This window comes from Rhizobium mesosinicum, from assembly GCF_019511345.1.
GTDB classification, from domain to species: domain Bacteria; phylum Pseudomonadota; class Alphaproteobacteria; order Rhizobiales; family Rhizobiaceae; genus Rhizobium; species Rhizobium mesosinicum.
In genome coordinates this window covers 126,579-151,562 of sequence record NZ_JAEUAK010000011.1, presented here as the reverse complement: position 1 = coordinate 151,562, position 24,984 = coordinate 126,579, and the positions used below count along the sequence as shown (strand labels likewise).

28 protein-coding genes are annotated in these 24,984 nt (G+C 61.0%); 11 read left to right on the top strand and 17 right to left on the bottom strand.

Features of this window, described 5'->3' with window-relative positions:
• Nucleotides 1–35 precede the first annotated feature (35 nt).
• From JNB85_RS24795 to JNB85_RS24775, 5 genes are all read right to left on the bottom strand, one after another.
• Nucleotides 36–398, bottom strand: a complete 363-nt coding sequence (locus tag JNB85_RS24795) for a response regulator (RefSeq protein WP_220336937.1) — start codon at nt 396–398, stop codon at nt 36–38.
• Nucleotides 395–2,581: a PAS domain-containing sensor histidine kinase gene (locus JNB85_RS24790; RefSeq protein ID WP_220336936.1), complete on the bottom strand. Its 2,187-nt coding sequence runs from the start codon at nt 2,579–2,581 to the stop codon at nt 395–397. The genes JNB85_RS24795 and JNB85_RS24790 overlap by 4 nt, the downstream gene beginning before the upstream one ends.
• Before the next feature lie 481 nt (nt 2,582–3,062).
• Entirely contained in the window at nt 3,063–4,439 is a 1,377-nt protein-coding gene (locus JNB85_RS24785) for an aldehyde dehydrogenase family protein (RefSeq protein WP_220336935.1), read from the bottom strand.
• 48 nt (nt 4,440–4,487) lie between these two features.
• Nucleotides 4,488–5,543, bottom strand: coding sequence for an NAD(P)-dependent alcohol dehydrogenase (locus tag JNB85_RS24780; protein ID WP_220336934.1), 1,056 nt, complete (start codon nt 5,541–5,543; stop codon nt 4,488–4,490).
• Between the two features lie 12 nt (nt 5,544–5,555).
• Nucleotides 5,556–5,987: a GlcG/HbpS family heme-binding protein gene (locus JNB85_RS24775; RefSeq protein WP_220336933.1), complete on the bottom strand. Its 432-nt coding sequence runs from the start codon at nt 5,985–5,987 to the stop codon at nt 5,556–5,558.
• Between the two features lie 311 nt (nt 5,988–6,298).
• Between JNB85_RS24775 and JNB85_RS24770 the strand changes: the two genes are divergently transcribed.
• Entirely contained in the window at nt 6,299–9,172 is a 2,874-nt protein-coding gene (locus JNB85_RS24770) for an ATP-binding protein (RefSeq protein ID WP_338050355.1), read from the top strand.
• Nucleotides 9,173–9,299: 127 nt separating this feature from the next.
• Here the strand turns inward: JNB85_RS24770 and JNB85_RS24765 are convergent, their stop codons facing one another.
• Nucleotides 9,300–9,668 (bottom strand): oxidoreductase, encoded by a 369-nt coding sequence (locus JNB85_RS24765; protein ID WP_220336932.1) that lies wholly within the window; start codon nt 9,666–9,668, stop codon nt 9,300–9,302.
• 387 nt (nt 9,669–10,055) lie between these two features.
• Between JNB85_RS24765 and JNB85_RS24760 the strand changes: the two genes are divergently transcribed.
• Complete coding sequence (locus tag JNB85_RS24760; protein ID WP_220336931.1) at nt 10,056–10,604, top strand: isochorismatase family protein; 549 nt, start codon at nt 10,056–10,058, stop codon at nt 10,602–10,604.
• Nucleotides 10,605–10,848: 244 nt separating this feature from the next.
• On the opposite strand, the gene JNB85_RS24755 is transcribed toward JNB85_RS24760, so the two are convergent.
• The 3 genes from JNB85_RS24755 to JNB85_RS24745 form a co-directional block, all read right to left on the bottom strand.
• Nucleotides 10,849–11,649 carry a phosphodiester glycosidase family protein gene (locus JNB85_RS24755; RefSeq protein ID WP_220336930.1) on the bottom strand — a complete coding sequence of 267 codons (801 nt, stop codon included), beginning with the start codon at nt 11,647–11,649 and terminating at the stop codon, nt 10,849–10,851.
• A gap of 290 nt (nt 11,650–11,939) precedes the next feature.
• Complete coding sequence (locus tag JNB85_RS24750; protein WP_220336929.1) at nt 11,940–12,314, bottom strand: hypothetical protein; 375 nt, start codon at nt 12,312–12,314, stop codon at nt 11,940–11,942.
• A gap of 199 nt (nt 12,315–12,513) precedes the next feature.
• Nucleotides 12,514–13,017 (bottom strand): GNAT family N-acetyltransferase, encoded by a 504-nt coding sequence (locus JNB85_RS24745; protein ID WP_220336928.1) that lies wholly within the window; start codon nt 13,015–13,017, stop codon nt 12,514–12,516.
• 432 nt (nt 13,018–13,449) lie between these two features.
• On the opposite strand from JNB85_RS24745, the gene JNB85_RS24740 reads away from it, so the two are divergent.
• The 4 genes from JNB85_RS24740 to JNB85_RS24725 all read left to right on the top strand — a co-directional run bounded on the left by JNB85_RS24740 (nt 13,450) and on the right by JNB85_RS24725 (nt 14,605).
• A complete protein-coding gene (locus JNB85_RS24740) occupies nt 13,450–13,659 on the top strand; it encodes a cold-shock protein (RefSeq protein WP_220336927.1) in 210 nt (69 codons plus the stop codon).
• Between the two features lie 131 nt (nt 13,660–13,790).
• Nucleotides 13,791–14,081, top strand: coding sequence for a cold-shock protein (locus JNB85_RS24735; protein ID WP_183739429.1), 291 nt, complete (start codon nt 13,791–13,793; stop codon nt 14,079–14,081).
• 28 nt (nt 14,082–14,109) lie between these two features.
• Nucleotides 14,110–14,358, top strand: coding sequence for a 30S ribosomal protein S21 (gene rpsU, locus JNB85_RS24730; protein ID WP_216758608.1), 249 nt, complete (start codon nt 14,110–14,112; stop codon nt 14,356–14,358).
• A 40-nt stretch (nt 14,359–14,398) separates the two neighbouring features.
• Entirely contained in the window at nt 14,399–14,605 is a 207-nt protein-coding gene (locus JNB85_RS24725) for a hypothetical protein (protein ID WP_220336926.1), read from the top strand.
• A 474-nt stretch (nt 14,606–15,079) separates the two neighbouring features.
• On the opposite strand, the gene JNB85_RS24720 is transcribed toward JNB85_RS24725, so the two are convergent.
• The 3 genes from JNB85_RS24720 to JNB85_RS24710 form a co-directional block, all read right to left on the bottom strand.
• Nucleotides 15,080–15,283 (bottom strand): hypothetical protein, encoded by a 204-nt coding sequence (locus tag JNB85_RS24720; RefSeq protein WP_220336925.1) that lies wholly within the window; start codon nt 15,281–15,283, stop codon nt 15,080–15,082.
• 457 nt (nt 15,284–15,740) lie between these two features.
• Nucleotides 15,741–16,709, bottom strand: a complete 969-nt coding sequence (locus JNB85_RS24715; RefSeq protein ID WP_220336924.1) for an MBL fold metallo-hydrolase — start codon at nt 16,707–16,709, stop codon at nt 15,741–15,743.
• A gap of 488 nt (nt 16,710–17,197) precedes the next feature.
• Complete coding sequence (locus JNB85_RS24710; protein WP_220337011.1) at nt 17,198–18,259, bottom strand: class I SAM-dependent methyltransferase; 1,062 nt, start codon at nt 18,257–18,259, stop codon at nt 17,198–17,200.
• Between the two features lie 377 nt (nt 18,260–18,636).
• Here JNB85_RS24710 and JNB85_RS24705 point away from each other — a divergent pair, with 377 nt between their 5' ends.
• Nucleotides 18,637–19,185 carry a BA14K family protein gene (locus tag JNB85_RS24705; protein WP_220336923.1) on the top strand — a complete coding sequence of 183 codons (549 nt, stop codon included), beginning with the start codon at nt 18,637–18,639 and terminating at the stop codon, nt 19,183–19,185.
• 150 nt (nt 19,186–19,335) lie between these two features.
• Here JNB85_RS24705 and JNB85_RS24700 read toward each other — a convergent pair whose 3' ends face one another.
• From JNB85_RS24700 to JNB85_RS24690, 3 genes are all read right to left on the bottom strand, one after another.
• Nucleotides 19,336–19,527: a DUF6494 family protein gene (locus JNB85_RS24700; protein ID WP_183824247.1), complete on the bottom strand. Its 192-nt coding sequence runs from the start codon at nt 19,525–19,527 to the stop codon at nt 19,336–19,338.
• A gap of 141 nt (nt 19,528–19,668) precedes the next feature.
• Nucleotides 19,669–20,553 (bottom strand): AraC family transcriptional regulator, encoded by an 885-nt coding sequence (locus tag JNB85_RS24695; protein WP_220336922.1) that lies wholly within the window; start codon nt 20,551–20,553, stop codon nt 19,669–19,671.
• Between the two features lie 97 nt (nt 20,554–20,650).
• The gene (locus JNB85_RS24690) at nt 20,651–21,019 is read right to left on the bottom strand and encodes a winged helix-turn-helix transcriptional regulator (protein WP_220336921.1); all 369 of its coding nucleotides are present in this window, start codon (nt 21,017–21,019) and stop codon (nt 20,651–20,653) included.
• Nucleotides 21,020–21,142: 123 nt separating this feature from the next.
• Here JNB85_RS24690 and JNB85_RS24685 point away from each other — a divergent pair, with 123 nt between their 5' ends.
• Nucleotides 21,143–21,727, top strand: coding sequence for a glutathione binding-like protein (locus tag JNB85_RS24685; RefSeq protein WP_220336920.1), 585 nt, complete (start codon nt 21,143–21,145; stop codon nt 21,725–21,727).
• 154 nt (nt 21,728–21,881) lie between these two features.
• Here the strand turns inward: JNB85_RS24685 and JNB85_RS24680 are convergent, their stop codons facing one another.
• Nucleotides 21,882–22,262 (bottom strand): pentapeptide repeat-containing protein, encoded by a 381-nt coding sequence (locus tag JNB85_RS24680; RefSeq protein ID WP_220336919.1) that lies wholly within the window; start codon nt 22,260–22,262, stop codon nt 21,882–21,884.
• Nucleotides 22,263–22,530: 268 nt separating this feature from the next.
• Between JNB85_RS24680 and JNB85_RS24675 the strand changes: the two genes are divergently transcribed.
• Both JNB85_RS24675 and JNB85_RS24670 read left to right on the top strand, forming a co-directional pair.
• Nucleotides 22,531–22,935 carry a PAS domain-containing protein gene (locus tag JNB85_RS24675; protein ID WP_220336918.1) on the top strand — a complete coding sequence of 135 codons (405 nt, stop codon included), beginning with the start codon at nt 22,531–22,533 and terminating at the stop codon, nt 22,933–22,935.
• A 168-nt stretch (nt 22,936–23,103) separates the two neighbouring features.
• Nucleotides 23,104–23,631, top strand: coding sequence for a DUF4142 domain-containing protein (locus JNB85_RS24670; protein WP_220336917.1), 528 nt, complete (start codon nt 23,104–23,106; stop codon nt 23,629–23,631).
• Between the two features lie 72 nt (nt 23,632–23,703).
• Here the strand turns inward: JNB85_RS24670 and JNB85_RS24665 are convergent, their stop codons facing one another.
• The gene (locus JNB85_RS24665) at nt 23,704–24,435 is read right to left on the bottom strand and encodes an SDR family NAD(P)-dependent oxidoreductase (protein ID WP_220336916.1); all 732 of its coding nucleotides are present in this window, start codon (nt 24,433–24,435) and stop codon (nt 23,704–23,706) included.
• Between the two features lie 81 nt (nt 24,436–24,516).
• Between JNB85_RS24665 and JNB85_RS24660 the strand changes: the two genes are divergently transcribed.
• Complete coding sequence (locus JNB85_RS24660) at nt 24,517–24,909, top strand: winged helix-turn-helix transcriptional regulator (RefSeq protein ID WP_220336915.1); 393 nt, start codon at nt 24,517–24,519, stop codon at nt 24,907–24,909.
• Nucleotides 24,910–24,984: the final 75 nt, after the last annotated feature.

Here is a 24,984-nt window from a genome sequence, read left to right as displayed (position 1 = left end):
GTATTCCAGCCCCTGAAGGTTGCCTATACCGCTCATCAGCGGTTCAAGGCCGCCTCGATCGTCTGCTTGAGCTCGCTCATGGAGAAAGGCTTGCCGATGAACGGCTGATCGGCAAATTCATCAGGCAATCCGCTCAGTCCGTATCCGGTGCTGAAAATGAAGGGGATCCGGCGTTTGCGCAGGATCTCCGCGATCGAAAAGCTGGGCTCGCCAGCCAGGTTGACATCCAGCACCCCCAGATCGGCGTCCACTTCGGTTGCGACCGTTCGTGCCTCGGCAAGCCTCGATACGGACGCGACCACCTCGAAACCGAGATCCTGAAGCATGTCCTCGATCATGAGGGCCACCATACCCTCGTCCTCGACGACGAGAACCTTCCGGCCGGGTGCGTTTCTCATGCATTCACCAATTCAACGGGGATCGAGATGCGGCAGGACAGGCCCGCCGGCTCAAAGGCAAGGTCGAATTCGCCCCCGAGGTCCCGCTCGATGCAGCGTTCCATCAGGCGGGTGCCGAACCCGCGTCGGGTCGGCGGCGTGACCGGCGGTCCGCCATGTTCATGCCACTCGAGGATCAGCCTCGGCTGAGCCCCGGCCTCATCCGGCAGCCGCCAGGCGAGGGAGAGCGAACCTGCCTCCAAGGACAAAGCGCCATACTTGATCGCATTGGTGGCGAGCTCATTGAGCGCCATTGTCAGGCTGAGCGCCGTGCGGGAATTGAGCGCGGCAGGCGGTCCGTCGATCTTGATCCGCCCGGCGGCATCCCCGGCGAGCGGCATCAGCACCTCCCGCGCGAGCGATTCCAGGGGAGCGTCCTCCCAGTGGCGCCTGGTCAAGAGATCATGAGCGCGCGACAGGGCCAGCAGCCGGTCTTCGAAGCGGCGCAGGAAGTCGTCCAGGCCGTCGGCATGTCTTGCCGTCTGTCCGGCCAGCGACTGTACGGTCGCAAGCGAATTCTTGACCCGGTGATTGAGCTCGTCGATGAGCACTTTCTGCCTGCTCTCGGCCTGCTTGCGTTCGGTAATGTCGACCAGCATGTTTATGGCCCCGACCAAACGCCCATCGGCATCGTGAAGCGGTGTGGGGTAGGGGATGAAGGGAACGCGGCTGCCGTCCGGCCGTTCGGCGATCGCTTCCGCCCCCCGTACCGCACGGTCTTCCTTCAGTGCCACCGCCATCGGGCATTGGTCGTGCGGCAGCGGCGTGCCGTCCGGGTTGAACAGGCGCCAGGTCACGCACCACATGTCGCCCGGTTGTGGCGCTCGCCCGGACATCTCAACGGCCGCCTTGTTGTAGAATGTAATCCGCCCCGTCGAGTCGGTCGTATAGACGGCGGCCGGCAGTGCCTCGAGCAGATCGCGCATGTGCTTTTCGCTCGCGCGGATCTGGTCCTCCATCTGCTTGGAAGCGGTGACGTCCTGTATCACCCGCACGCCGTAACGGAAGCCGCCGGCCTTATCGCGCACCGACGAGCTATGGATATCGAGATAGACTGTGCTGCCGTCCGACTTTGTCGCGCGCTTGCGCAGCACATAGCCGTCGAGTTCTCCGGCGATCTGACGTGCATAGAGCGCGGCATCCTGCGCTCGGTCGTCCTCGTGGGTGTAATCGCGGAAGGTCATGGCGAGCAACTCTTCGCGGCTGCGCCCGAGCATGCGGCAAAGAGTATCGTTCACCCGGAGCAGGCGCCCTGCCGGGTCAGCTTCCGCAATTCCGATATTGGCAGCTTCATAGGTCGCCGCCAGCCGGTCCTCGCTGTCGCGGCGTGCGCTCTCGGCTTCGTGGAGATCGGTCACGTCAGTCGTGAAGCAGCGCGTGTTGATGAACTCTCCGTCTTCAAGCCGGCTATTGGAGGTGATCAGCACATGCTTGATCGAGCCGTCCCTGGCGCGAAGGCGCGCAGGATAGCGGTCGAGCTTCTCGCCGCATGACAGTTTATGCAGAATGTCGCCTATGACAGGCGCATCCGCATGAAATTCCGCGATATGCCGGCCGACATATTCGTCGGCGGTATAGCCAAGCAGGGCGAGTTCCGCCCTGTTGGCGCGCTGGATGATGCCGTCGCCACCGACGATATGGAGGCCTATCGCGCTATTTTCGAAGAAATCCTCGAGATCGGCGTTCTTGCTGCGGACCTCCTCTTCGATCGCCTTCTGCGCCGAAATGTCCTGAAAGCAGTTTATCGCCCCTTCGATCCTTCCCTCCTGATCTTTCAGGGGGCGGATATTTACGAGCGCGACGGAGCGCGAGCCATCAGGCCTTTCAATGACGACCTCCGCATTGCGTATCTCCGTTCCCTCCAGGACAGCCATCGCCATCGGGCAGATTTCGTGTGCCAACGGCGTACCATCCGGCAGGAAAAGTGCATGCGAGCCGCAGAAACGCTCGCGCTTTTCTTCGAGCGGCGGCGTTCTTCCCCAGAGTTTCGCGGCTTCCTTATTGTAGCGGACGAGCCAGCCGTCGTGATCGCAGAGGTAGACGGCGCCGGGGATGGCGTCGAGCACGCTCGGCGCCGCCGCAACAAGCGCGTCATATTCGCTCAACCTGCGGGCTGGGAGCGGAAATTCCTCAACAATCGACATCGGTTACCTTCCGCTCGTGGGCGTCTCGCCGCAATCGGGCGATTGAAGATTCACATACAAAATAGGATTTTGCCCCCCAATCCGGTTAGCTGCCGAGCTAAAAGCAGCACGTGTAAACGTGCAACTCTGGGATTTGTTTCACATGATGCTGAAGTTTCTCTAGGCCAACTCACGCCCAGCCTGCCGGGTCGCACCCCTCTTCAGGGATCGGGCTGCGCTCCGCGTTGACACTGCCGTCACGCCGTGGATTCTTGTTTCGAGCTGCTGCGTGAAGGTGACCGTGATGACCAGACTTTGGATGTTTGCGATAGCTGGATTGATTGTCGGCTTCGCCACGTTGGCGTCATCGTGCACGACGCATCCACGAACCAACAGTGCCGATTTCCAGTATCAGCCCTGGAATTCGAGGAATCCGGCATGCAGCCAGGGCTTCAGGCCGACCAACGCACTCTCCTGCAGGTATTGAGCGGCCGGGTCCCGATCACCGTTTGAAGACGATCATCTTCTCCGCCGTCATTTCACGGGCGGTATAAGGAATGCCGCCGACCCCGTAGCCGGATGTCTTTCGCCCGGCGAAAGGCATCCAGTCGGTACGGAAGGCGCTGTGGTCATTGATCATGACGGCCGAGGCGTCGAGACGTTCGGCTGCGTCGAGCGCGACGGCGAGATCGCGGGTGAAGATGCTGCTCTGAAATGCGACCGGCAGCGAATTTGCCTCGCGGATGGCATCATAGAGATCGGCAAAACCGAAAATGCAGGTGAGCGGGCCAAAGACCTCCTCGCGCGAGACCTTCAATGTGCCGGGCGGATCGACGAGAATAGCAGGCGCCAGCGTCGTGTCGCTCAGCCGTCCGCCTCCGATCAGACGGGCACCGCCTGACACGGCTTCCTCAATCCAGGTGGCGACCCGTTCGGCTTCAGCCGGTTGAATGAGGGGACCGACCTCCGTCTCGGCAAGGCGGGGGTCGCCGACGCGCAGGCGCCCGACGCGCTCGGCGAACCGTTCCACGAAGGCATCCTTCAGCGCTTCATGCACGTAGATCCGCTGGACCGAGACACAGACCTGACCCGCATGATAGTAGCCGCCCTTCGCGAGCGGCTCGATGATCGCGTCGATGTCGGCGGTGCGGTCGACGATCACCGGCGCCACGCCGCCATGCTCGAGCGCGCAGCGTGTTCCCGGCGCCAGGTTGGCGCGCAGACGCCAGCCGACCGCGGCCGAGCCGATGAAGCTCAGGAAGGCCACTCTCGGGTCGCTCGCAAAGGCGCCGGACAGATCGCGGCTCTCGGGGAGCAGGGTCTGAACCCAACCCTCCGGCATCCCGGCTTCATGAACGAGCTTTACGAGTTCCAGGCAGGAAAGCGGCGTGGCCGCCGCAGGCTTGACGATGACAGGGCAGCCCGTTGCGATCGCCGGCGCGACCTGATGCACGATGAGGTTCAGGGGATGGTTGAACGCTGAGATCGCCGCGACCACGCCGATGGGCTCGAGGATCGTCCAGGCGCGCCGCCCCTCGCTGGCCGGGGTCAGCCCCATCGGGATTTCGGAGCCGCCGCGGATGCGAAGCAGGTCGGCGGCGTTGCGTATCCCGTCGGTGGCGCGGTCGGTTTCAACCAGCGCATCGGTGTAAGGCTTTCCCCCTTCACGCGCGATCCTCATCGCGAAGACTTCGCGCTGCTGGGCAACGAGATCCGCAAGCCGATGCAGCACGGCTATCCGCTGGTGCGGCTTCAGCCAGCCGCCCCGGTCTTCGAAACGTGTGCGGGCGAGGCTCAGCTTGCGTTCGAGCGCAGCCGCGTCGTCGGTCGGCAGGTCAGCGATATGTTCACGATCATAGGCTTGCACCACCTCAAGCATGGGAAATCCTCCGTACAGTCCTATCTTCAAGCGACGCGTTCGATGCCGTCAGAAGGTGACGACTGCACGACCGACGATTTTATTGTCCCGCAACAGGTCGATATATTCATTGATATCGTCGAACGAGATCGTCTTGATCGTGTGCTGGATCTTGCCTTCTGCAGCGAGCGCCATGACCTCGATGAGATCGGCGTTGTTTCCCCAGAAAGAGCCGTGAAAAGTCTGCTCGCCATGGACGCGCGGGAACAAAGGAACGTTGATCCGGTCGCCGATGAAGCCGACATCGACATAGTGCCCGCCGATTGCCAGGCGCGAGAAGGCGAGCTGCATCATCTCGGTCGCACCGGCGCAGTCGATGATCGCGTCGAACTTGTCCTGGCCGGTCGCCTTTTTAAGCTCCTTTCCGACCTCCTCGGAGGACTTGCCTTCGATCGCGATGATGTGGTCGGCGCCATATTTCTTCGCGACCTGAAGTTTCTGCTCGTTTCTGGCGACAGCGACGACGGGACCGCCTGCGCCCAGCAGCCTGGCATATTGGACGGCGTAGGCGCCAAGGCCGCCGATGCCGAAGACGCCGATCACCCGGTCCGGGCCGAGCCCGCCGGCATCGCGGATCTTCTTGAGCCCGCGATAGGGGGTCAGACCGGCGTCGGTGAGTGGTGCAAGTTGCTCGAATTTCAGATGTTTGGCGACCTTGATCGCATAGCGGGCCGGCACCGGGATATATTCGGCAAAGCCGCCGTAAGTACCAAAGCCCGGCCAGCGGACATTGGGGCAGATATGCGTGTTGCCGACCTGGCAATGCCTGCAGACGCCATCACCCCAGCCGGGCGACACCACGACATGGTCGCCTTCCTGCAATCCCGCAGCCTTGGCCACGACACCGCCGACTTTCTCGACCGTGCCCGTTATCTCATGACCGGGAATGACGGGCGGCGGAATATCGCCATAGCCCTGGAAGAAGCCGTCGATCAGCAGCACGTCCGAGCGGCACATGCCGCAGGCGGCGACTTTCACGAGAACCTCGTCGGGCTGGATGTCGGGAACCTTGATGTCCTCGAGGACGAGGGGCTTCCTGTATTCAAGAATGCGCGCAGCTCTCATCACTGGTCTCCTTCAGGTTTTTGGATTTGTTGCCATCGCGGCGGCCGCCGCCTCGGCGACCGCAATGTCCTGTTCGACCGAACCGGCGCTGGTGCCGACGGCACCGACGATCTGGTCGTCGATGGTGACGGGCAGACCGCCGCCAAAAATCACCACATGGCCGGCATTGCTCTGGTCGATCCCGAACAGAGGCGCTCCGGGCTGTGCCAGTTCGGCGAGATATTCGGTCGTCTTGTTGAACATCCGCGCTGTCTTCGCCTTGCCGATGGCGAGATCGATGCTTCCTTCCAGAGCGCCATCCTGACGCGCGAACGCAATCAACGCGCCGCCGACGTCGACCACAGCGATGTTGTAGGGAATGCCGAGATCGGCCGCCTTTGCTTCGGCCGCGTCGATCATCCGCTTGGCGTCCGACAATGTCAGTGTGCTTAGCGCGCGGGGCATGGCGGCCTCCTCGATTACTCCGGGGATCACTCCGGGTCCGGGGCGCGAGCAGCCATGGCCAACAACGACCACACGAAACTCGAACCTCAAGAATAGGGCAAACCTGCGCGAGCGCTTGGGATCTCTATACCCGGTCAGCCCGCTACATTGATATCACCGCGGCACCGGCATAGCTGGTTAAAAGAGGTAAATCTGCTGGTATAAGGCTATCGGGGCGGGACCAACCCTGAGATCCATTCGATGGCCGCCGTCGTCCGGGCGTGGATCCGCGAGGCGCAGCGCTCTCAAAGTGAGCCGCGAAAGGAGGGGAAATGGAACAGGCTGATATGATCGATGCGACGACATATTGCTTCGGCAACTGCCGTTTCACGCCCGCTCGCCAGTCGCTGCTCTGCGGCGATAGCCCGATACGTCTTGGATCGCGCGCCATGGATCTGCTTCATGCGCTCGTGCGCCAGCCTGGGCAGGTCGTCAACAAAAGCGAACTTCTGAAAGCGGCGTGGCCCAACCTGTTCGTCGACGAAAGCAATCTCAAGGTCAACATCGCCGCTCTGCGCCGTGCGCTGGAGACAGGCGGCATCGACGTTCCCTGCATAGCGACAGTCCCGGGCCGCGGATATCGCTTCGTTGCATCGCTGACGGTCGAGAGGCCGAGGGAGGCGGCCTTTCCCGCGTCGATCAGGGAGATTGACGGGGTGCTGCCGCCATCAAAGCCGCTGGTCGGGCGCGCCGGTGCGTTGGCGGCGATCGTCGAGGCGCTGCAGCAGACCCGATTGCTCACGGTGGTCGGACCTGCCGGCGTCGGCAAGACAAGCATCGCCATCGCAGCCGCAAGAGCGATCGCCAACGGCGAGCACCAAGCCGTGTGCTTCGTCGATCTGGCCGCGATCGAAAAAGGACAATTCGTCGCCCTGGCCGTTAGTCGCGCGCTCGGCATCGTAAGCAACCCGATCGACGAGGTGGAAGGTCTCATCGACGCGCTGCGCGGCCGCAACCAGCTTCTCGTTCTTGACAATTGCGAACACCTCCTGGCGGACGTAGCCGGCATAGCAGATCGACTGAACCATGCCTTGCACGGATTGAATATCATCGCGACAAGCCGCGAGCCGTTGAGATGCAGGTTCGAAACTGTCCATCGGCTTCCGCCGCTTCAGTGCCCGCCCGAGGATGCGACTCTCGATGCCGGGTCGGCAATGGGTTTTTCGGCGATCGAGTTGCTGGTTCGGCGCGCGGAGGCACATGGCTATCGATTGGAGGACGCGGATGTCCCTTCGATCACGAGTTTGAGCCGGCGTCTTGACGGCATTGCGCTGGCGATCGAACTGGCGGCCCCGCAACTTCAGGCCAACGGTCCTGCGGGGCTGCTGCAAATGCTTGAACGCGACTTCGAAGCACTGTCGTCGCGCGGGGATGGCATGGATCGTCACAAGACACTGACGGCGACGCTGAACTGGAGTTATCGGCTGCTTTCAGAAAACGAGGCCTGGCTGCTCCGTCACCTTTCCGTTTTCGGCGGCACCTTTGCGCTTGACGATGTCATCGACGCTTTCGGGCATCTTGCGCATGAGGAAGACCTTACCGCGTGGCTGGAAGCCCTCGCGATCAAGTCCATGGTGTCGGTCAACTACACGGGGAGGCGTCGCCGATACCGGCTGCTCGACACTACCCGAACCTTCGCCAACAAACGGCTCATAGGGCAGGGCGAGCAGCAGGCGGCTATGATCGCGTATGGCCGCTTCATTCTTGCGCTGTTCGAACGGGCAGAAGAGGAATGGACGTGGCGGCCGCGTGAAGACTGGGTGGCGCTCTACGGCGGCTGGAGCGCGGATCTCCGCCGCATGATCGATTGGGCCTATGATGCTGATGGGCAGGCCGAGCTTGGGGTACGGCTGACCGTTGCTGCTTTGCCGTTCTGGGTCGAGTTCTCGACGATGGCGGAAAGCGGGGCACGGGTCGAAAAGGCACTGTCGGCGCTGGACAACCTATCTGGCGATCACCTCCTGCTGCGTATGAAGCTGGTGGCAGCCCACGGCTGGAATCTCTGTTATCGTTATCCTTTCGGCGACGAACTGGAAGCAACCTGGAAGAGGGGGTTCGAGCTCGCTTTGGAGGCCGGAAGCGTGGAACATTGTCTTCGCACGAAGGTGGGCCTGGCAATGGTTCAGACCGCGATGGGCTTTCATCAGCGGGCGTTTGAGACGATTGCCGATCTCCGCCGCTTCATGGCGTCCGTAGACGATTATTCCGCGGCTCCCAATGTCGATCGAGAGTTGTTTACGTGCGAATTCTACCAAGGCAACATCAGATCCGGGCATGCGGGTCTCGAGCGTCTGGCTCGCGAGCATGCAACTTTCGGCAATCGCGGTCAGACCTCGAGGTTCCAGATCGACAGGTTCGTCAATTTCCGAAATCATCTTTCATGGTCCACTTGGGTGGTCGGCAAGCATCGGCGTGCACTTGAGATTGCGGAGGAAGCACTGAACGCCGCGCTGACTTTGAACCACGACTTGTCTTGCGCGCATTCGCTTGCGGTCGCGGCCACGCCCATAGCGTTGCTATGCGGACGGATTGATTTGGCGCAGGAGCGAGCGTCGATGCTGGCCGAGCGCCTCAAGACCCGCCAGATCGACACCTGGCCGCCATTCGCCCGCTTTCATCAGGCGGCGATCGATGCCGCACGTGGAGAGCGGGAGGCAGTCCAGCGTTTGAGGGATGCAATCGCCGCCATTCGCGAGTGCAATTTTCTCATCCATTTACCCCTGCGGTATGCGATGCTCGCTCACGCGGCACTTTCGCATGATCAGGTCGAGGTTGCTCGCCAGAGCATCGATGAGGGCGTGGACTATTGCAGGCAGCGCGGAGACAGATGGTGCGACGCCGAATTTCTGCATCTTCGAGGCTTGGTGTGCTGGCGGGATGGAGATACCGTTTCCGCGATGCGGCGCCTTCAGGATGCGATAGACCTGGGTCGGAAGAGCGGCGCTCTCGGTTTTGCGCTGCGGGCTGCAACAAGCCGTGTCAAGCTTGCGAAAGAGATCGGCGACCCTGCACAGCCGTTGGCACAGCTGAAAGCAATCAGCGATCGCTGCGACAGCAGCGGCAGTCTGGATATTGTCGCCGCTCATGAAGCATTGAGATCAGGACCTTTACGTCGGCGGCGCCGGCGCATTAGCGCCTGGTCCTGATATCCAGGGCTGACCAACGAGAACGCGTTCGCGAGGGTCCGCTCGCGCGAACCCCAGATGCCGCGCCGCGACCCGGCCCCCAGCAGAAGCTCATCCGCTGCGGGCCGGCCGGTGCCGTCTCGGGGGATCAGCAGGCGTTTGCCGCATCCGGCTGGATCGCATTCACCGAAGGTGTCGGCGCCGGGTTGCCTGTGCCGCTGTTGGTCGTGCGCTGGCAGTCGTTCGGGTCGCCGCCGGAGGCGCCCGGGTTGACGGTGCCGCTGGACGGATTGCCGGCGTTGTTGGTGGAGCCGGTTGTATTGGTGTCCATCCCGCTGCGGTTGGTGCTGCTGCCGTCCGTGTTGCCGCCGGTGCCATTGCTGTTGCCATCGGTGGTGCCCGTACCTGACGTACCGCTGCCGGACGTACCGCTGCCGGATGTACCGGAGGACTGTGCCATGGCCGAGGTCGCCAGTGACAGGGCAAGGGCCGAAGTCGCGAGAATTTTCAAAAGCATTGGGTTCGCCTTTCAGTTGGACGTTGGTGATAAAGGCTTCAACCCGAAGGCGTTGCCGATGTTCCGCTTTTTTTTGACACCCCGGCGCAAAATCTACGCTGCCGTACAAAAGAAGAGCGATGTCGATGTCCCCCTTTCGCGGGTTTCGAACCGACGAAATCGTTTCTGACTCTGCTCAATGGCGGGGAATATGGCCGCATTTTGCGGTGCAGCCTATGCGATCTCCCAGTTGCTCAACCTCTGGTTTCTGCGGCCGCCTCCGCTCCGATCACGACTGCATTATCGCAGGCCCCTCACGAGATTTCGGGAGCGACTTGCCCTGCAGCAGATGGTAAAGTTCGGGGCACATTGTGAGAATATCGACAGAAAGCCCGAAGGAATTCAACCATGACGAGAGCGCTCCTCATCATCGACATGCAGATGGTCATGCAGGCGCGGCTCGATGCCGGGCGCGAGCGTGTGAACGGCGAGGCGGGAGAGAAGATCGCAGCCCTTGCCGCTGCCTTTCGCGCCGACCGCAGGCCGGTCATCCATATCCGCCATCGCGAGGCCGACGAGAGCTCGGCGCTCAATGAAGGTGCGCCCGGATACCAGCCGATGCCCTGCGCCGTGGCGCGGGAGAACGAACCGGTCTTCATCAAGTGCACTTCGTCGGCCTTTGCCTCAACCGAGCTCGAAGGCTATCTGAACGAGGTCGGGATCACGCATCTTTTCGTGACCGGGGCAGTCGCCGGCTTCTGCGTCAATACCACCGTGCGGGCCGGCTCTGACCTCGGCTTCAAGATGAGCGTCGTCCGCGACGCCGTGCTCGGCTTCGACCTGCCGGATGCCAACCTTTCGGCGCGCACGATCTTCGATGTGACGATGGCGCATCTGGAATCCGATTTTGCCGAGATCGTCGAGACACGGCAGCTGGTGGCCCCCAAGGCGGCCTGAAGCAGTTCCTGACGCAAGGCCGCATCGCACTTTTGCTCAGTTTATTGACAAAGTCTCATCCGTCATGCTCGGCCTTGTGCCGAGCATCTGACCGCTGCAATCCTCTTGGCGAGAAAGCATTTCTTTTCAGATATTTAATCGGCCGGAGCAGATCCTCGGCACAAGGCCGAGGATGACGTCGCGGGGTTTGCAATGTTTGTCAGCAGCCTGCGCAAAACCGCTGCACACCTTTCCTGAAATCGCTTTAATCCCGCTCCCCCACCAGCCCGAAGATCGGGCCGTAGCCGCCGTGCCAGGATGTATCGTTGCGGCGGCGGGCGGGATTGTAGAGCCCGGTGCCGTTTCCGCCGTCGAGGAAGAGCGCGTCGGCGCATTTAAGCTCGTCGCGGAAGAACCTTGCGAAATCGTGGAAGTTCACGTCGTTCTCGCTGATGACGAAGCGCAACGTGCCGTCCGAGGAGATGCCGACGCCGTTGCGGCGCGTGCGGTCGGTCGAGCCCTCTATGAAGATCGGGTTGATCCTGCCCGCGATGACCAGCATCGGGCCGGATTGGGTGGCGAGGCGCGGTTTCGAGCTCTGCTTCAGGAACTCCACGGTCGGGATGATGTGAGCGCCGGCCTCGTCAAGATAGAAGATGCCGTTCGGCTGCTTGAAGAAGTTCGGCACCGGCCCGGAGACCTTGGGCGGCGCCTCTCTGTTCACTTCTATCAGCGCCTCGCCATCCTCGACATAAAGCCCCATCGGCGTGAAATCCTCGCGATACATGCCGGCATTCATCGCGAACAGAAGGCGATGTCCGTGACCGGTGACGGCATCGGCGACATCTGAAAAATAGCGATAGGGCTTGCCCCCGGCGCCCTTCCAGAACAGGCGCAGATCCGCCTTTGCGGGATCGACGGGGCAGACGATATAGGCGGCGCCTTCGAAGCTCTGGCGCGTGCAGGGATCTGCAGGCGGCTGCGTGCTGTCTGTGTCGGACGCCTCGGCCCTTGCGGCAAGCGCGCCGGCAAGAATGAGAGCGAAGGTGAATAGGGTGCGAAGCATGGCATCTCCTGACTCGTAACCACGGCTTGACGCTGATGACCGGGAAAGAAGGCGAGAGCGAGGAATAGTGGTTCACGCTACGTAAGCCACTTAAATCTTTCCACTTTTCTTAAAAAATCTTCGCAATCCCGCCAGATATCACCCGATTGGGGGTAGCGCTTGCCCGGCTGACGGATAGAGTGAAGACGGCCTTGTGGAGCTGGGCCGACTTGACGCAACTTCGAGGCCGTCTCTCAAGACGTGCCTCATTTTTTTATGCGCCATCACGGCTGCGGTGTCAGCGCCGGAAACTATCGGCCGTGATCGCCCAAGAGATCGAACTCGTCGAGCAGGCCGACCACCTTTTCGCCGTCGAACGTCTCGGCGCCGATGATGCTTTTGCCGTCGTATTTCTCGGCCTGCAGGATGATGACGTATTTGTCTTCCTGCCGGAAGTAGGCGTATTGCGGGATCTTGATATCGAGCGGCTTTCCGTAGCTTCGCTCATCCTGCCCGGTGGCAAAGATCGCGGTTCCGTTATCGACATCCTCGGGTGCAGCACCCCGGCCGGTCAGGAAGCCCGAGTTCGGCAGCGCCGGCCACTTGGCGGCGCCGCTGAAAAGCAGAGCGGCGCAAAACGCGATGGCGAGCGCCCGGATGGTCTTCAACTCAGTTGCCTTTGCCATGGTCCACTCCTGCCGTACGAACGAGGGGCGAGGGGTGCGTCATACTATGAATTCTCCCTGCAGCCGGAAGTTCCCAAAAACCGTCAACAGAGGCCAAGGGCAAGACAGGAGAGCGGCACTGCACAGTTTTATTCGCGGCGGCGCATATAGGGGCAAAGCCCCATCCGGTAATAAGATACCGGCCCGCTTCGAGCCGGCTTCAGCCATCCGCCTCGCGCGTCATCTCGATCATCGTCGGGCGGAAGCCCATGGTGGCAAAGAGGCTGCGGGCGGCCTCGTTGCGATGGGCGGTCGACAGCACGAAGCGTTCGGCGCCGAGGGATTTCAATCCGGCCATTGCCGCTTCCATGAGCATCCTGCCGACGCCTTCGCGCCGGCGGCCGGGATCGACGAAGAGATCGTGGATGACGCCGGCCGGCCCGCGCAGCGACATATAATCGAAGCCTTCGGATGCAGCATAGGCATATCCGACTAGGCCGCTATCGTCTTCGGCGACGATGACAATGACGTCGGGCCGCGCGAGCTGGCTTTGAAGAAACTGCCCGTATCTGAGCGGCGTGCTCTTGGCCGCTTCGATGAAGCGTTTGCCGTCCAGTTCGTGATGCAGCGCGACGAGCAGGGCGCCGAAGCCGCCGAGGACTTCCATGTCGGCCGATGTGGCGGGGCGGATTTTGACTGCGTGTTCAACCGGCGTCGTCGGCATGGTGATTCCAGTGGCTTTCGCTTAAACCCGCAGGCTGTGCGGAGATCCTTCCTACATCGCTGCCGGGCGCAAGGCCATATGCCGGGTGGGCAGTTCTTCCGTCATGTCCGGGTTTGGCCAGAGCATCTGCTGCGGGTCATGGCAGATCCTCGGGACAGGCCCGAGGATGACGCCGAGACGGGCTGGGTCGCTGTCTCGCGAATAATATTAATTATATCAGTCGCTTACATCAAAAACCTGCAAGCGGTTCGAAGAATTTCCGCCTGCGTCTGTTGCCAAATTTAAAATTGACCGTATATTACGGGCATCGACCATTGCTTGTGACGTCGTTGAGCAGCCATCTGTGCTCTCGTCAGATTTCCTTACAAATAATCGACCCAAGCCCGCAGGGTATCGCGGGAAAATCAACGGTTGCTTTGAAAGGAGATCGTTATGAATACAGGTACAGTCAAGTGGTTCAACTCTACCAAGGGTTTTGGTTTTATCCAGCCGGATAACGGCAGCCAGGATGTTTTCGTCCACATTTCCGCAGTTGAACGCGCAGGCATGCGCTCGCTCTCGGACGGACAGAAGATCACCTACGACATCGTGCAGGACCGTCGTTCGGGCAAGAGCTCTGCCGACAACCTCCGCGCTGCCTAAGAAATTGTCACGACTTCGCGCGACCACGGATGTACTGGCGCGCAAAGGCGATGACTGAGGCCAGTCAGCTGGCCGGGGAAGGTCGGGAGTAGTCCCGGCCTTTTGTTTTTTGATTTCTTACGGAGAACGATATGGTAAACCGTCGTTACCGGCCGGGTGACACCATCATGCTCAAGCATGGCGTTCTCGGTAATGCCCAGCCTTCGGGCTCGGGCAACGTACTATCCATTCTGCCGGCCGCGCAGGGTTTTACCCATTATCGCGTCCGGTTCCAGAACGAGAATTTCGAGCGCAGCATCCGTCAGGATGATATAGACGTGCTCGCATCGCCTTCGGCTCCCTTGCCCTCCAAAGTGCAGGCGGCTTCCGAGAGTTCGACATCGAGCTGGATCAATTCGAATTCGATCCGCATCAGGAAATAACAGCAGCAACGCTGATTAAGGAGAAAACTTGCAGGTACTCGTCCGAGACAACAACGTCGATCAGGCCCTCCGCGTGCTCAAGAAGAAGCTGCAGCGCGAAGGTGTGTTCCGTGAAATGAAGGAACGCAGCGCCTACGAGAAGCCGTCGGAAAAGCGCGCCCGCGAAAAGGGCGAAGCGATTCGCCGCGCCCGTAAGCTCGCCCGCAAGCAGGCACAGCGCGAAGGCCTCCTGCCGGCGCCGAAGAAGAAGGTAATGCCGGCCCGCGGCGCCCGCTGATCTTTTCCCGGTCTTAAGGATCCAACGAAAAGGAGGAGACATGGCCGAGTCGAAAGACACGTTCTTCAAGCCCGAAAAGCTTTCGCCACAGGCGAGGGCCGAGCAGACGACGTCCATCGCCAGGGACATCCTCGAAAGCGAAGCCGCCGCGCGGCAGAAGAAGACCGAAAAGCTGCGCGCGCTGAGGCTCGCCCAGCCTGCGCCGGAAGCGCCGGCAAAGAAGACCAGGGCGCCGAAGAAGGGGTAGGGCCTTTCGGGCCTCGCTGTGGCGTTGGTGTGCTGATGATTTTGAAGCGGTGCTCCGGTTTTGGGGCGCCGTTTTTTGTGGTTGGGCGTCGGACTAGATGTATTGGCTGGTTCAGGCTCCGTCACTTTTGTGTCGAGCCGTGGGCACCCCCCTCTGCCTTGCCAGGCATCTTCCCCACAAGGGGGGAGATCGACAAGTGGCCTGACCTTCACACACCTCTATCGTTTCGCCGGGCTGGAACGCTCATTGGTTGAGGAAGCCCGTGCGCCCAGCCTAATCTCCCCCTTGTGGGGAGATGTCCGGCAGGACAGAGGGGGCGCCACAAGGAACGCCTGCTCGTGAGACTGGCGGATAGCTGATCTGTCCGGCTCATGAGGCAGCGATCTTGGTGCAGGCCACATTTCCGAAGCGGTCACGAAAAGGCCGGGGTTTCAAAGCCCCGGCCTTCTAAACGATGGCGGTCCGTTGCGGATTTCAATGGAACGTAACTGCCCGCTCCGGCACGGATATCTCTTCTTCTGCGAGGCCGCTGAGTGCGACGACCACCTCGTCGATGGACCAGCCGGCGCTCAGAGCATGGTCGATCAGCTGGTGGACGTCGGTTCCGAGGTATTCCTTGCAATCGTCAAGACGATCCGCGGAAATAATAATTGCGCGTGAATTGAGGACCTTGGTCATGGCCGTATCCTTTGCTGCGAATATAACCGGCATGACCGGTTATAGTTCCCACTCTGCAGCATGTTCTCGGATGAATACTTAACAGCTTGCGAATTGTTTCGCGGTTTCGTGAAGGGTTCCTATGCTCTTCAGTTCGGATGCGAGCGGCACGGCGCGCCCGCAGGCAGGCGCGGCGCGGTTTGCCGTGAGGCCGAAGAGAGAGGAACAGGTCCCTCCGAATTTATAGAAAAACCCGCCCCAAACCCCCATGAGGGGGAAGGGTGTAACCCGCACCCGCTTTTCAGATCTTCGGCGTTTCAGGAGAAGCGAGGCGGTGCCGCCAGTCAGCCCCTCCCACCTGTGGGGAGGGGTTGGGGAGGGGTCTTTTCAGGTCCGAACCGGCTATATGCCGGGCAGTATAGACTGTCGACATGAGGGAGGACTTCCGAAGCCATACACCGCCGCGGAGAGTGTCGGTTCACACACCTTCGTAGACAAGGCGGGTGAAGAGCGCCGGCGAGATCGCCCAGTTCCCGAAGACGGGATCCCATTCCGCCGTGGGCTTGGCGGCGACTGTGTCTTCGGCGCTGCGACCATCCTTCTTCAGCTTGGCGACGTTTTCCCTGACTCCGACGAGCATGTCCCGCCAGGCGATGAGATCCTTCTTGCCTGCGATCTCTCCATGCCCGGGAATGACGATCGTCTGATCATCCACCATCTTGACGTTCGCCTCAGCGGCCTGGATCTGCCCGTCGATGCTGCCGCCCGTCGAATAGTCGATGAAGGGATAGACGCCGTTCCAGAAGGTGTCGCCCATCTGGACGACGTTGGCTTCCTGGAAAAACACGGAGATGTCGCTGTCGGTATGCGCGGGGCCGTAGTATTTCAGCGTGATCGTCTGGCCATTCTGCTTCAGCGTCTCCTCCTCTGACTTCATAACCATTGTCGGCAGCGCCCCCTTCGGCGACGGAGGGAAATCGAAGTTCCAGTCCTCGACGCGCGTCGCGACAGCCAGGTGCTTGAGCGAGTTCGGGTGGGCCATGATCATGGCGCCCTCCGAATTGAGCCACTCGTTTCCATCGGTGTGGTCGAAATGCCAGTGCGAATTGATGAGGTGCTTGATCGGCTGTTGACCGAGGTCGGCCAGAGCTTTCTCGATCCTGGGACGGGAAGCTGTGAGCCCGGCGTCGACGAGCAGCTTGCCGTCATCGCCGATGAGGACGCCGATGTTGCCTCCAGAACCGGAAAGCGCGCTGATCCCGCCGCGAAGCGTGGTGGTCTTGATATCCGCCGCGGCCGCCGCCTCACGGAACTGGATGACGACACTCTTCGCTGCGGCGAATACCTCTGCTGGCGTCAGCCATCCCCCAGAGGCGGCAAATGTTGCTCCACCGAGGCAGCAGAGGCAGAAACCACGTCGTGACAGTGCGTAATCGTGCTTGTTCATTTCCGGCTCCATCAGTGTTGACAGCCTCGGTGATGAGCGCCGCCACGCAGGGAGGCGTGTGTGGTGGCTGGCCTCGATCTAGTTTCGGCAGAGCTTCCGATCGATTGCTACGCCTGACGAAGCTCCAGGACGAGTTAATTGTGGTAAGGCGTCGTGAATTTGCGTGAGGTATCGAGGCCTCCGGAGTTCGCCGAGCTTGCGCCGCTGGCCATCTACCGCTCTGCCCATCCCTGTACCTGTTCACAGGCGTCTCGCGGTCCCCCGTCCGCTCTCCCATGCTTGATCAGAAAATCAGCAAGGTATGCGCCCGTGGCCCCCTCATCCGCCCTTCGGGCACCTTCTCCCATTGGGGGAGAAGGGGTGTCGTTGCCGCCGTGTTGGCTCCCCCTTCTCCCCGGCGGGGAGAAGGTGCCCGAAGGGCGGATGAGGGGGCTCCGGGCGCCACCCTCTGGCCCTCTTGCGCGAACCTGTGCGCCGTAGAAACCCATTCAGGCCCGCACTTCAAACACCATGTTGAAAGGCGTTTCGCTCGCGCGGCGGAAATGGTGATATCCGGCATCCATCGCCACCTTGCGCAGCTTCATCTCGCCCGCCTGCGCGCCGAGCCCGAGGCCGACTTCCTGGGCCATGGAGGCAGGCGTGCAGATCATTGCCGAGGCGCCGTAATAGACGCGACCGACGGGGTTGAGATTGTCTTTCAGGCCGTCATGGGCGAAGGGCTCTACGATCATCCAGGTGCCGTCCTTGGCCATGGTCTCGCGGATATGCCGGCCGGCGCCGACAGGGTCGCCCATGTCGTGCAGGCAGTCGAACATGGCGACGAGATCGTAGTTGCCGGCGGGGAATTCCTTGGCCGAAGCCTTGCTGAAGGTCACCCGGTCGTCGACACCCGCCTCCTTGGCGGCGCGTTTCGCCCGCTCGATCGACGGGCCGTGATAGTCGAAGCCGTGGAAATGCGACTTCGGGAAGGCCTGCGCCATCAGGATCGTCGAGGCGCCGTGGCCGCAGCCGATATCGGCGACTTCAGCGCCGCGTTCGAGCTTTTCCTTCACACCCTTGAGCGCCGGGATCCACTCGGTCACGAGATGGCTGTTATAGCCCGGCCGGAAGAAGCGCTCGGTGCCGCGGAACAGGCAGGTGCTGTGCTCATGCCAGCCAAGGCCGCGCCCCGTTTTGAAGGCATCCTCCACCTTCGGCTCGTCCATCCACATGGACTGCACGATTTCGAAGGCGCCGCCGAAAAAGGCGGGGCTGTCCTCATTGGCCAAAACCAGCGCCTGCTCGGGCGTCATGGCGAATTTTTTGGAAGCCTCGTGGTAGGTGATGTAATCGGCAGCCGCCATGGCAGCCAGCCACTCGCGCACGTTGCGCTCGGCAAGCCCGGTCGTTTCCGCCAGCTCCATGGAGGAGCGCGGCCGCCCGTCCATCATCGCTCGGAACAGGCCGAGATGATCGCCGAGCACGACGAGAACGCCCGACACGCTGGCCCCGAGATCGCCCACGAGGCGACCGACAAGCGCGTCGACTTTCTGCATGTCAGGTTGCTGCATATCGGATTTCTGCATATCGGTTTTCTGCATGGCACCCTCCTCAAGATGCGCCAGCCCCAGCCCGATGCGATCGACCCTCAAGCGATTCTATGCCGGAGCGGCTGGCCGTCAATGCTGCATTCGGGTTAGAGGAGCGGGTGAGCAGCGCAGCGCGCCGCGGGAAATGGCGACGACAGCATCGGCCCGAAAATCGGAACCGGTTTTCGGAAAGCCCAATGCGTAAGTTCAAAGTGCCGAGCGTCCTTTGTGCGTCCGAACGGACGCACGGCGCCCTCGGTCAGCCTTACTGGAATACCGTCGCCGGCTTGAAAATTAAGTGCCACGCGATCTTTTCCGCGCTATAATGAGGTGCGGCGATGTAGACGGAGGTGAAGCCAATGAAGAGGCTCTCAATCATTGCCCTATCGCTGGTGTCGGCGCTGACGAGCGCGCTGCCGGCCGAGGCGTTTCCCACCATTGCCGCCCCTGAGGTCGAGGCGCTGCAGGCGCAGCCGGTGCGTCACCGTGGCGGCTATTATGGCGGCTATTATGGCGGCTACCATCGCCGCCACCATGGCGGCGACGACTGGGGCTGGGCGCTCGGCGGCCTGGCCACAGGCTTGATCATCGGTGGAGCGCTGTCGCAGCCCAGATATTATGGCTCCGACTATTATGATCGTGGCTACTACGGTTCCGGCTATTACGGTCCGTACTATTACGGCTCGACGCGCTATTACGCGCCACGCTATTACGCGCCACGCTACTACGCACCGCGCTATTATGCGCCGCGATACTACGCGCCGCGCGTTTATCGCCGCGCCTACTATGGCGGCAATGCGCATGTGCGCTGGTGCTATGCGCGCTACCGGTCCTACCGGGCTTACGACAACACGTTCCAGCCCTATTACGGCCCGCGGCAGGCGTGCGTCTCGCCTTACTATAGGTGAGGATCGGCTAACGTAGCGCGGTGCTTCTGTCGCGTCGTTCGCCTGCCTAAAGCGCGTCGCGATCTTTCAGATCCGCTCGCTGCGCTTTAGGTCTTTGTTTTACGCATGTCGTTGTCGCAAAACCGCTGCACACTTTTGCGCGACATGCTTTTAGGGGAGCTCGATTTCGCCCTCGACCACGTGGTGGAGGGCAGCGCCTTCCGCCGTCAGCGTCATGCGGACCTTCAGCCTTTTGCCGCCGATCTGCCCGTCGCGCACCGTCTCCTCGATCTTGCGCTGCGAGGTCACGCCGACTTCCTTCAGGAACTTGCGGATCGACATATTGAAGGCGTCTTCGCTCATGGTGGACTCCTCTTTATCCGGAAGGGATTGTAAGGGAAGGCGGGCGGCCGGGAAAGCCGGATGCGAGGCGCGGTGGCGATAATCGCGCGAGCCGGCCCGTCCGTCGCAGGTATCGGAAGGGCGGGCCGCCGTCGCAGCGCGCTATTTCAGCGGCAGGAACAGTTCCACGACGACCTCATGGATCGGCCCGTCGGGGAAGAAGGAAAAATGCCGCTGGCAATAGATCGGGAAATCGCGCGCTTCCTCGCCGCTCGCCGGCAGCCAGTCGCGATAGAGGTAGAGGGCGGCGGGCTCCAGATTGTGGGTATCATTGACAACGCGGATGACCGCGCAGCGCCCGCCCGGTATCATGCCTGATTTCATCACCTTGTCATCGGCATCGATCGCCCTGTCTGTCCCGACGCACAGATCCATGCTGTAATCGGCGGGGTTTGCAGGCATCCTCGGAGAACGGAAGATATTGAAGGTCGGGCTCGTCTCGGGTGACAGGCCGGCGGCCTTGCGCCAGGCGATGAAGCGCTCGATGCTGGCGCCGAGGTTTGCCCGGTCGCCCCGATGCTCCAGGATCGCAACGGGCGTTTCAGGCACATCGCGGATCGTCACGTCGTCTTCTTCGTAGATTATCTGCATCAGCTTGCTCCTTGCGTTTTCAAGAGGCCCGAAGGCCGCAAGCCACGGAGCCCAGTCGGGCGATTTCCGGAACGACGAAGGCGATTGCCCGAACCGTTGCCGAAAGGCGCGGGCGAAGGCATCGGGCGCACCGTACCCGGCGTCCATCGCTATGTCGGTGACGCTCTCGCCGGCGTTTGCAGCCAGCCGGTGCGACGCGCGCTTCAGACGGGCGAGCTGGACGTAGCGATGCACCGACAGGCCGAAGGTCGCCGAGAACTGCCGGTGAAAGTGGAATTTCGAGAAGGCTGCGATGGCGCTTAAAGCGTCCAGGTCCAGATCGTCGTCCAGATGCCGGTCTATGTAATCCAGCACCCGCTGCATCCGGGCATGGTAGTTTCGAAGCGCTGCCTTCATCGTTGCGTGTTCTCCGTGGCAGCACCAACTAAGCGCGGGCAGGCGTGACGCGCTCGACCGATCTTGCGCTTTTAGCCACCGGACGGCGCGGATCGTGTCATGGGTGATCGGTGTCGTAGCGCAGGCGGTTTTCCCAGATGTTTTCCGTATGCGCTGCCGCCCAGTCGGCCAGCTGGCGCACGGTTTCCGACAGGGAATGGCCGAGCGGGGTCAGCCTGTACTCGACCTGCGGCGGGGTGCTGGGGTGAACGGTTCTTTCGATCATGCCGTCGCGCTCCAGCGTCTTCAGCGTCCGCGTCAGCATCTGCTGCGAAATGCCGCCGACCTGCCGTTTGAGCCCGTTGAAGCGCAGCGCCCCCAGCCGAAGGGCGACGACCACCTGGATCGTCCACTTGTCGCCGACCCGGCTCAGGATCTCGCTGACAGCCCTGCAGTCGGCCGCTGCGGGTCTCGCAGTCACATCCATCTGACCTGCTCCCAAAGATATGCTTTTGACGGACAATTTTAGGTCTCATAAATGGCTGTGGTCAACGTTCCAGACCTTCTCCCGCAGACGAAATGCGGGATGGGTCGCCACCAGGAGACCACCATGAACCTCTTCTACTATCCCGGCGCCTGCAGCGTGGCCGATCATATCGCGCTCATCGAGGCCGGGCTTTCCTACCGGCTGATCAGCATCAGGCATGACAAGACGACGGAGGATGGCCGCGATTTCCTGTCGATCAATCCCAAGGGCTATATTCCGACGCTTGAACTCGAGGACGGAACGGTCCTGACGGAGAACCAGGTGATCCTCGCCTATATCGCCGAGAAGAGCGGCAAGCTCCTGCCAAAGGACGGCATCGTGCGTTGGCGCGCGCTCGAGGCGCTCGCCTTCATGTCCTCCGAGATTCATTCAAGGTACCAGCCTTTCTTCAGGGATTTCTCCGAGCTCAAGAAGGAGCGAGCACGCGAAAAACTCGCGCAGGCCTTCGCAATTCTTGCCGAGCAGATGGGCGGCAAGACATTCCTTGTCAGCGACGAGATGACGATTGCCGACTGCTACCTGTTCTGGGTGTTGATGGTTGCGCCGAAGAGCGGCGTCGAATTGCCGGATGCGCTCGGCAGGTTCCTCGCGCATATGCGAACGCTGCCATCAGTGACGCAGGCCCTTGCCGAGGAAGGGTTGGGCTGAGCGAGGTAAACTGACCGCGCACGTTCCCTGGCTTTGCCGATCTGTCGCGAAACTCAGGCAGACCGTCCCAAAACCCTCAGTGCGGGTCCTGATGGGTTTTCAGACGGTCTGCAGGATATTTGCGACTTCATGCATTAACTCGGGAGTATGGCTTTCAGGCCTTCGCCTGTTCATAGGCCATGAATAGATCGGTTACGAGAACGCCGTTGATCCGCATCCCAGTCAAATCGGCATCTTTGATGTCTGAATCTGCCAACGTGACGCCGCTTATGGTCAGTCGCGACAGGTTTGCATTCGTGATGGCGGCTCCAGACAGATTGACGTTATTAAAGCGCGCGTCCGCAAGGGTGATATCGTCAAAAACCGCTTCGCTTAAATTGGTGTCGGTGAATCTTGCCTTGGTCAAAACAGCGTAAAACCGTGCGTCCGCCAGGTTTACGCCATCGAAATTAGCGCCTGACATATCGGCGCGCTGGTAATGCGCTCCCTGCATCTGAGGGCCATCAAACGGGTTGTGTTCTTGGGGATCGCTCATGTCGTACCCTCCGGTCAATGATCGTGACCCAGAATGCCAGATTGCGTCATCATTTACGATCGCCGATTCTGAAACAGAAGCGAACCTGCGCCAATTCTGGCCGTGCCATTCGTCGCAAGTCACAAAGGTCGGGCGCGAAAACACGGCATCATCTCAACGTCGCGGTCTGAATGCGCTGGCGGCCTCGCAGCATTGCGGTCAATGCTGCCTTGAAGTTATCCGCCAAATCTTTAGTTTCTACTATAATAATAGCGGGAACATGCAGGCAATGACTGGGCAATCCGTTCATTCGTTCGAGATATTCGAGGAAGCAGCCTGCGATGCGGGGATCTATACCTGGGATATCGTCAGGAACCTCGTCTTCGCCGACAGCGCGCTCGCCGAACTTTTCGGCCTCGACGCTGCCGCCACGGTGCGCGGCCTGCCGCTGGCAGATTATCTTGCGCGTGTCCACCCCGATGACCGGCCGCAACTGGCAAAGAAGATCTCCGAAGTGCTCGTTGCCGATATCGCACAGCAGAATACCTATCGTGTGCAGGGCAGGGACGGGCAATACCGGATGGTCGCCGCCTTCGGTCGCGCCTTTCGCGATCAGAGCGGATCCCCCATCCTCTATTCCGGCATCGTCGTGCCGGCGGCCGAGCGCGAGCATGAGGGATCGCTGACGCATTAAAGCGGCCTTGCCGTCAATGCGCGTGGCTCAACCAGATTGTCGCGGTTGCGCAAGGCGCCGGCGTGCAGGTGGGGTCGACTACGATGTCTTCGAAGTTCTATGACGGGCTAGAGGAACTTTTACCCGCCTGAATTGTTGCCTGATGACGCCCCAATCAGGAGAACAATCATGAAGCCTTTCCTCATCGCCGGACTTGCCATGCTGATCGCGTCCCCCGTGCTCGCTCAGTCGGCGGCAGAAAAAACCGGTGTCAATTCCGCCCTCGGCGTTGCGCCGAAGACGGAGGATTTCGTGGCGGAAGCTGCGACATCAGACATGTTCGAGATCGAATCCAGCAAGCTTGCGGTCGAGCGCGCCGATGCACCGACCAAGGCTTTCGCAGAACAGATGGTCAAGGATCACCAGAAGACGACGCAGGAATTGAAGGCGCTGGTTTCCGGCGGCAAGGTGAAGGCGACGATCCCGCAGGCTATGACATCGGGGCAGCAATCCATGCTCGACAAGCTTAAGGGCCTGCAGGGCGAGGATTTCACCAAGCAATATCATTCCGACCAGGAAGAGGCCCACGAGGATGCTGTCGATCTCTTCAAGCGCTACGGCGAGGAAGGCGAGAATGCCGACCTGAAGGCCTGGGCCGCCAAGACGCGCCCGGCGCTGGAGCATCACCTGCAAATGGCGAAGGATTTGAACAAATAGAAGCGGTCTGTCATCGAGCGCTTTTTGCTGTACCCGACCCGATCAGGTCGGGTACAGCGTTTCGACGGGATCTTAGACCTGCCGCAAGCCGCCGTCGACGCACAGTTCGGCACCGGCGATGTAGCTCGCCTCGTCGCTCAGCAAGAACAAGGCGGCCGCAGCTACTTCCGAAGGCCGCGCCATTCGCCCCATCGGGATCGGAGCGACAAGCGTTGCACGCATGTCTTCCGGAACCGCAGCCATCATTTCCGTATCCGTTGGGCCGGGCGCAACAACGTTGACGCGTATACCCTTGGGTGCGAGCTCTGCCGTCCAGGTTCGGGCATAGGAACGGACGGCTGCTTTGGTGGCGGCATAGGTTCCGTACGAAGCGTAGCCCCCGCTATCGGCGATCGATCCGACGAGGACGACGGATCCGCCTCCCGTCATCGCGGGGAGAGCCGCCTGCAGGCCGAAAACCATCCCGCGGACGTTGACGCCGAAATGGCGGTCGAAGTGTTCAGGCGTTATGTCGGCGATTTGCGCGGGTTCGGAGAGGCCTGCATTCAATACGAGCGCGTCAATGCGGCCGAATGCTCTGCGCACTTTTTCGACAGCCTCCACCATATCTTCGGGGACACTCGCATCGGCGGCAATGCCGACCGCGTCATGGCCGATACCCTTGGCCGCCTTCTCGGCATCTTCACGTCTGCGACTGGTAATGAAGACCTTCGCCCCTTCGGCAGAAAGCCGCTCTGCAATCGCCAAGCCGATACCCTTGGCGCCCCCGACGATCAGGGCAACCTTGTTACTCATTCGAGCCATCGTGAATCCTTTCAATTGATGGTCTCGTCATGATATACGTCCTATATCTGGTATCAATTACGCACCTGAAGTAGCCTAGATATGAACGAGTATACCGACCTGGAAGCACTTTCTCAGTGCGCCTTTGACGACATGGCACGGGTTCGCCCGGTGCTCGACAAGATCGCTGACAAATGGACGATCCTGATCCTGACAGTGATCTGCCCCAAACCCTCGCGCTTCAACGAGATCAAGCGGCGTCTCGATGGGATCACGCACAAGGCTCTGGCCGACGCTTTGAAGAGGCTCGAGCGGAACGGCCTAGTGACGAGAACGGTACTCCCGACGCAGCCGATCGGCGTGGAATATGCAATTACTCCACTCGGCCATTCGCTGCGGCAGCCGTTTGAAGCACTGTGTGCATGGGCAGCCGCCAACGGCGACAAGGTCGAGGCGGCCACGCTGCGCTATGACAACACGGGAAATCGCCGCTGACAATCTGGCTATGACACCTTCCAGCGGCAGAGCAGACGCTGTTCATACCCGTACGTTACCGTCACACCAGCGACC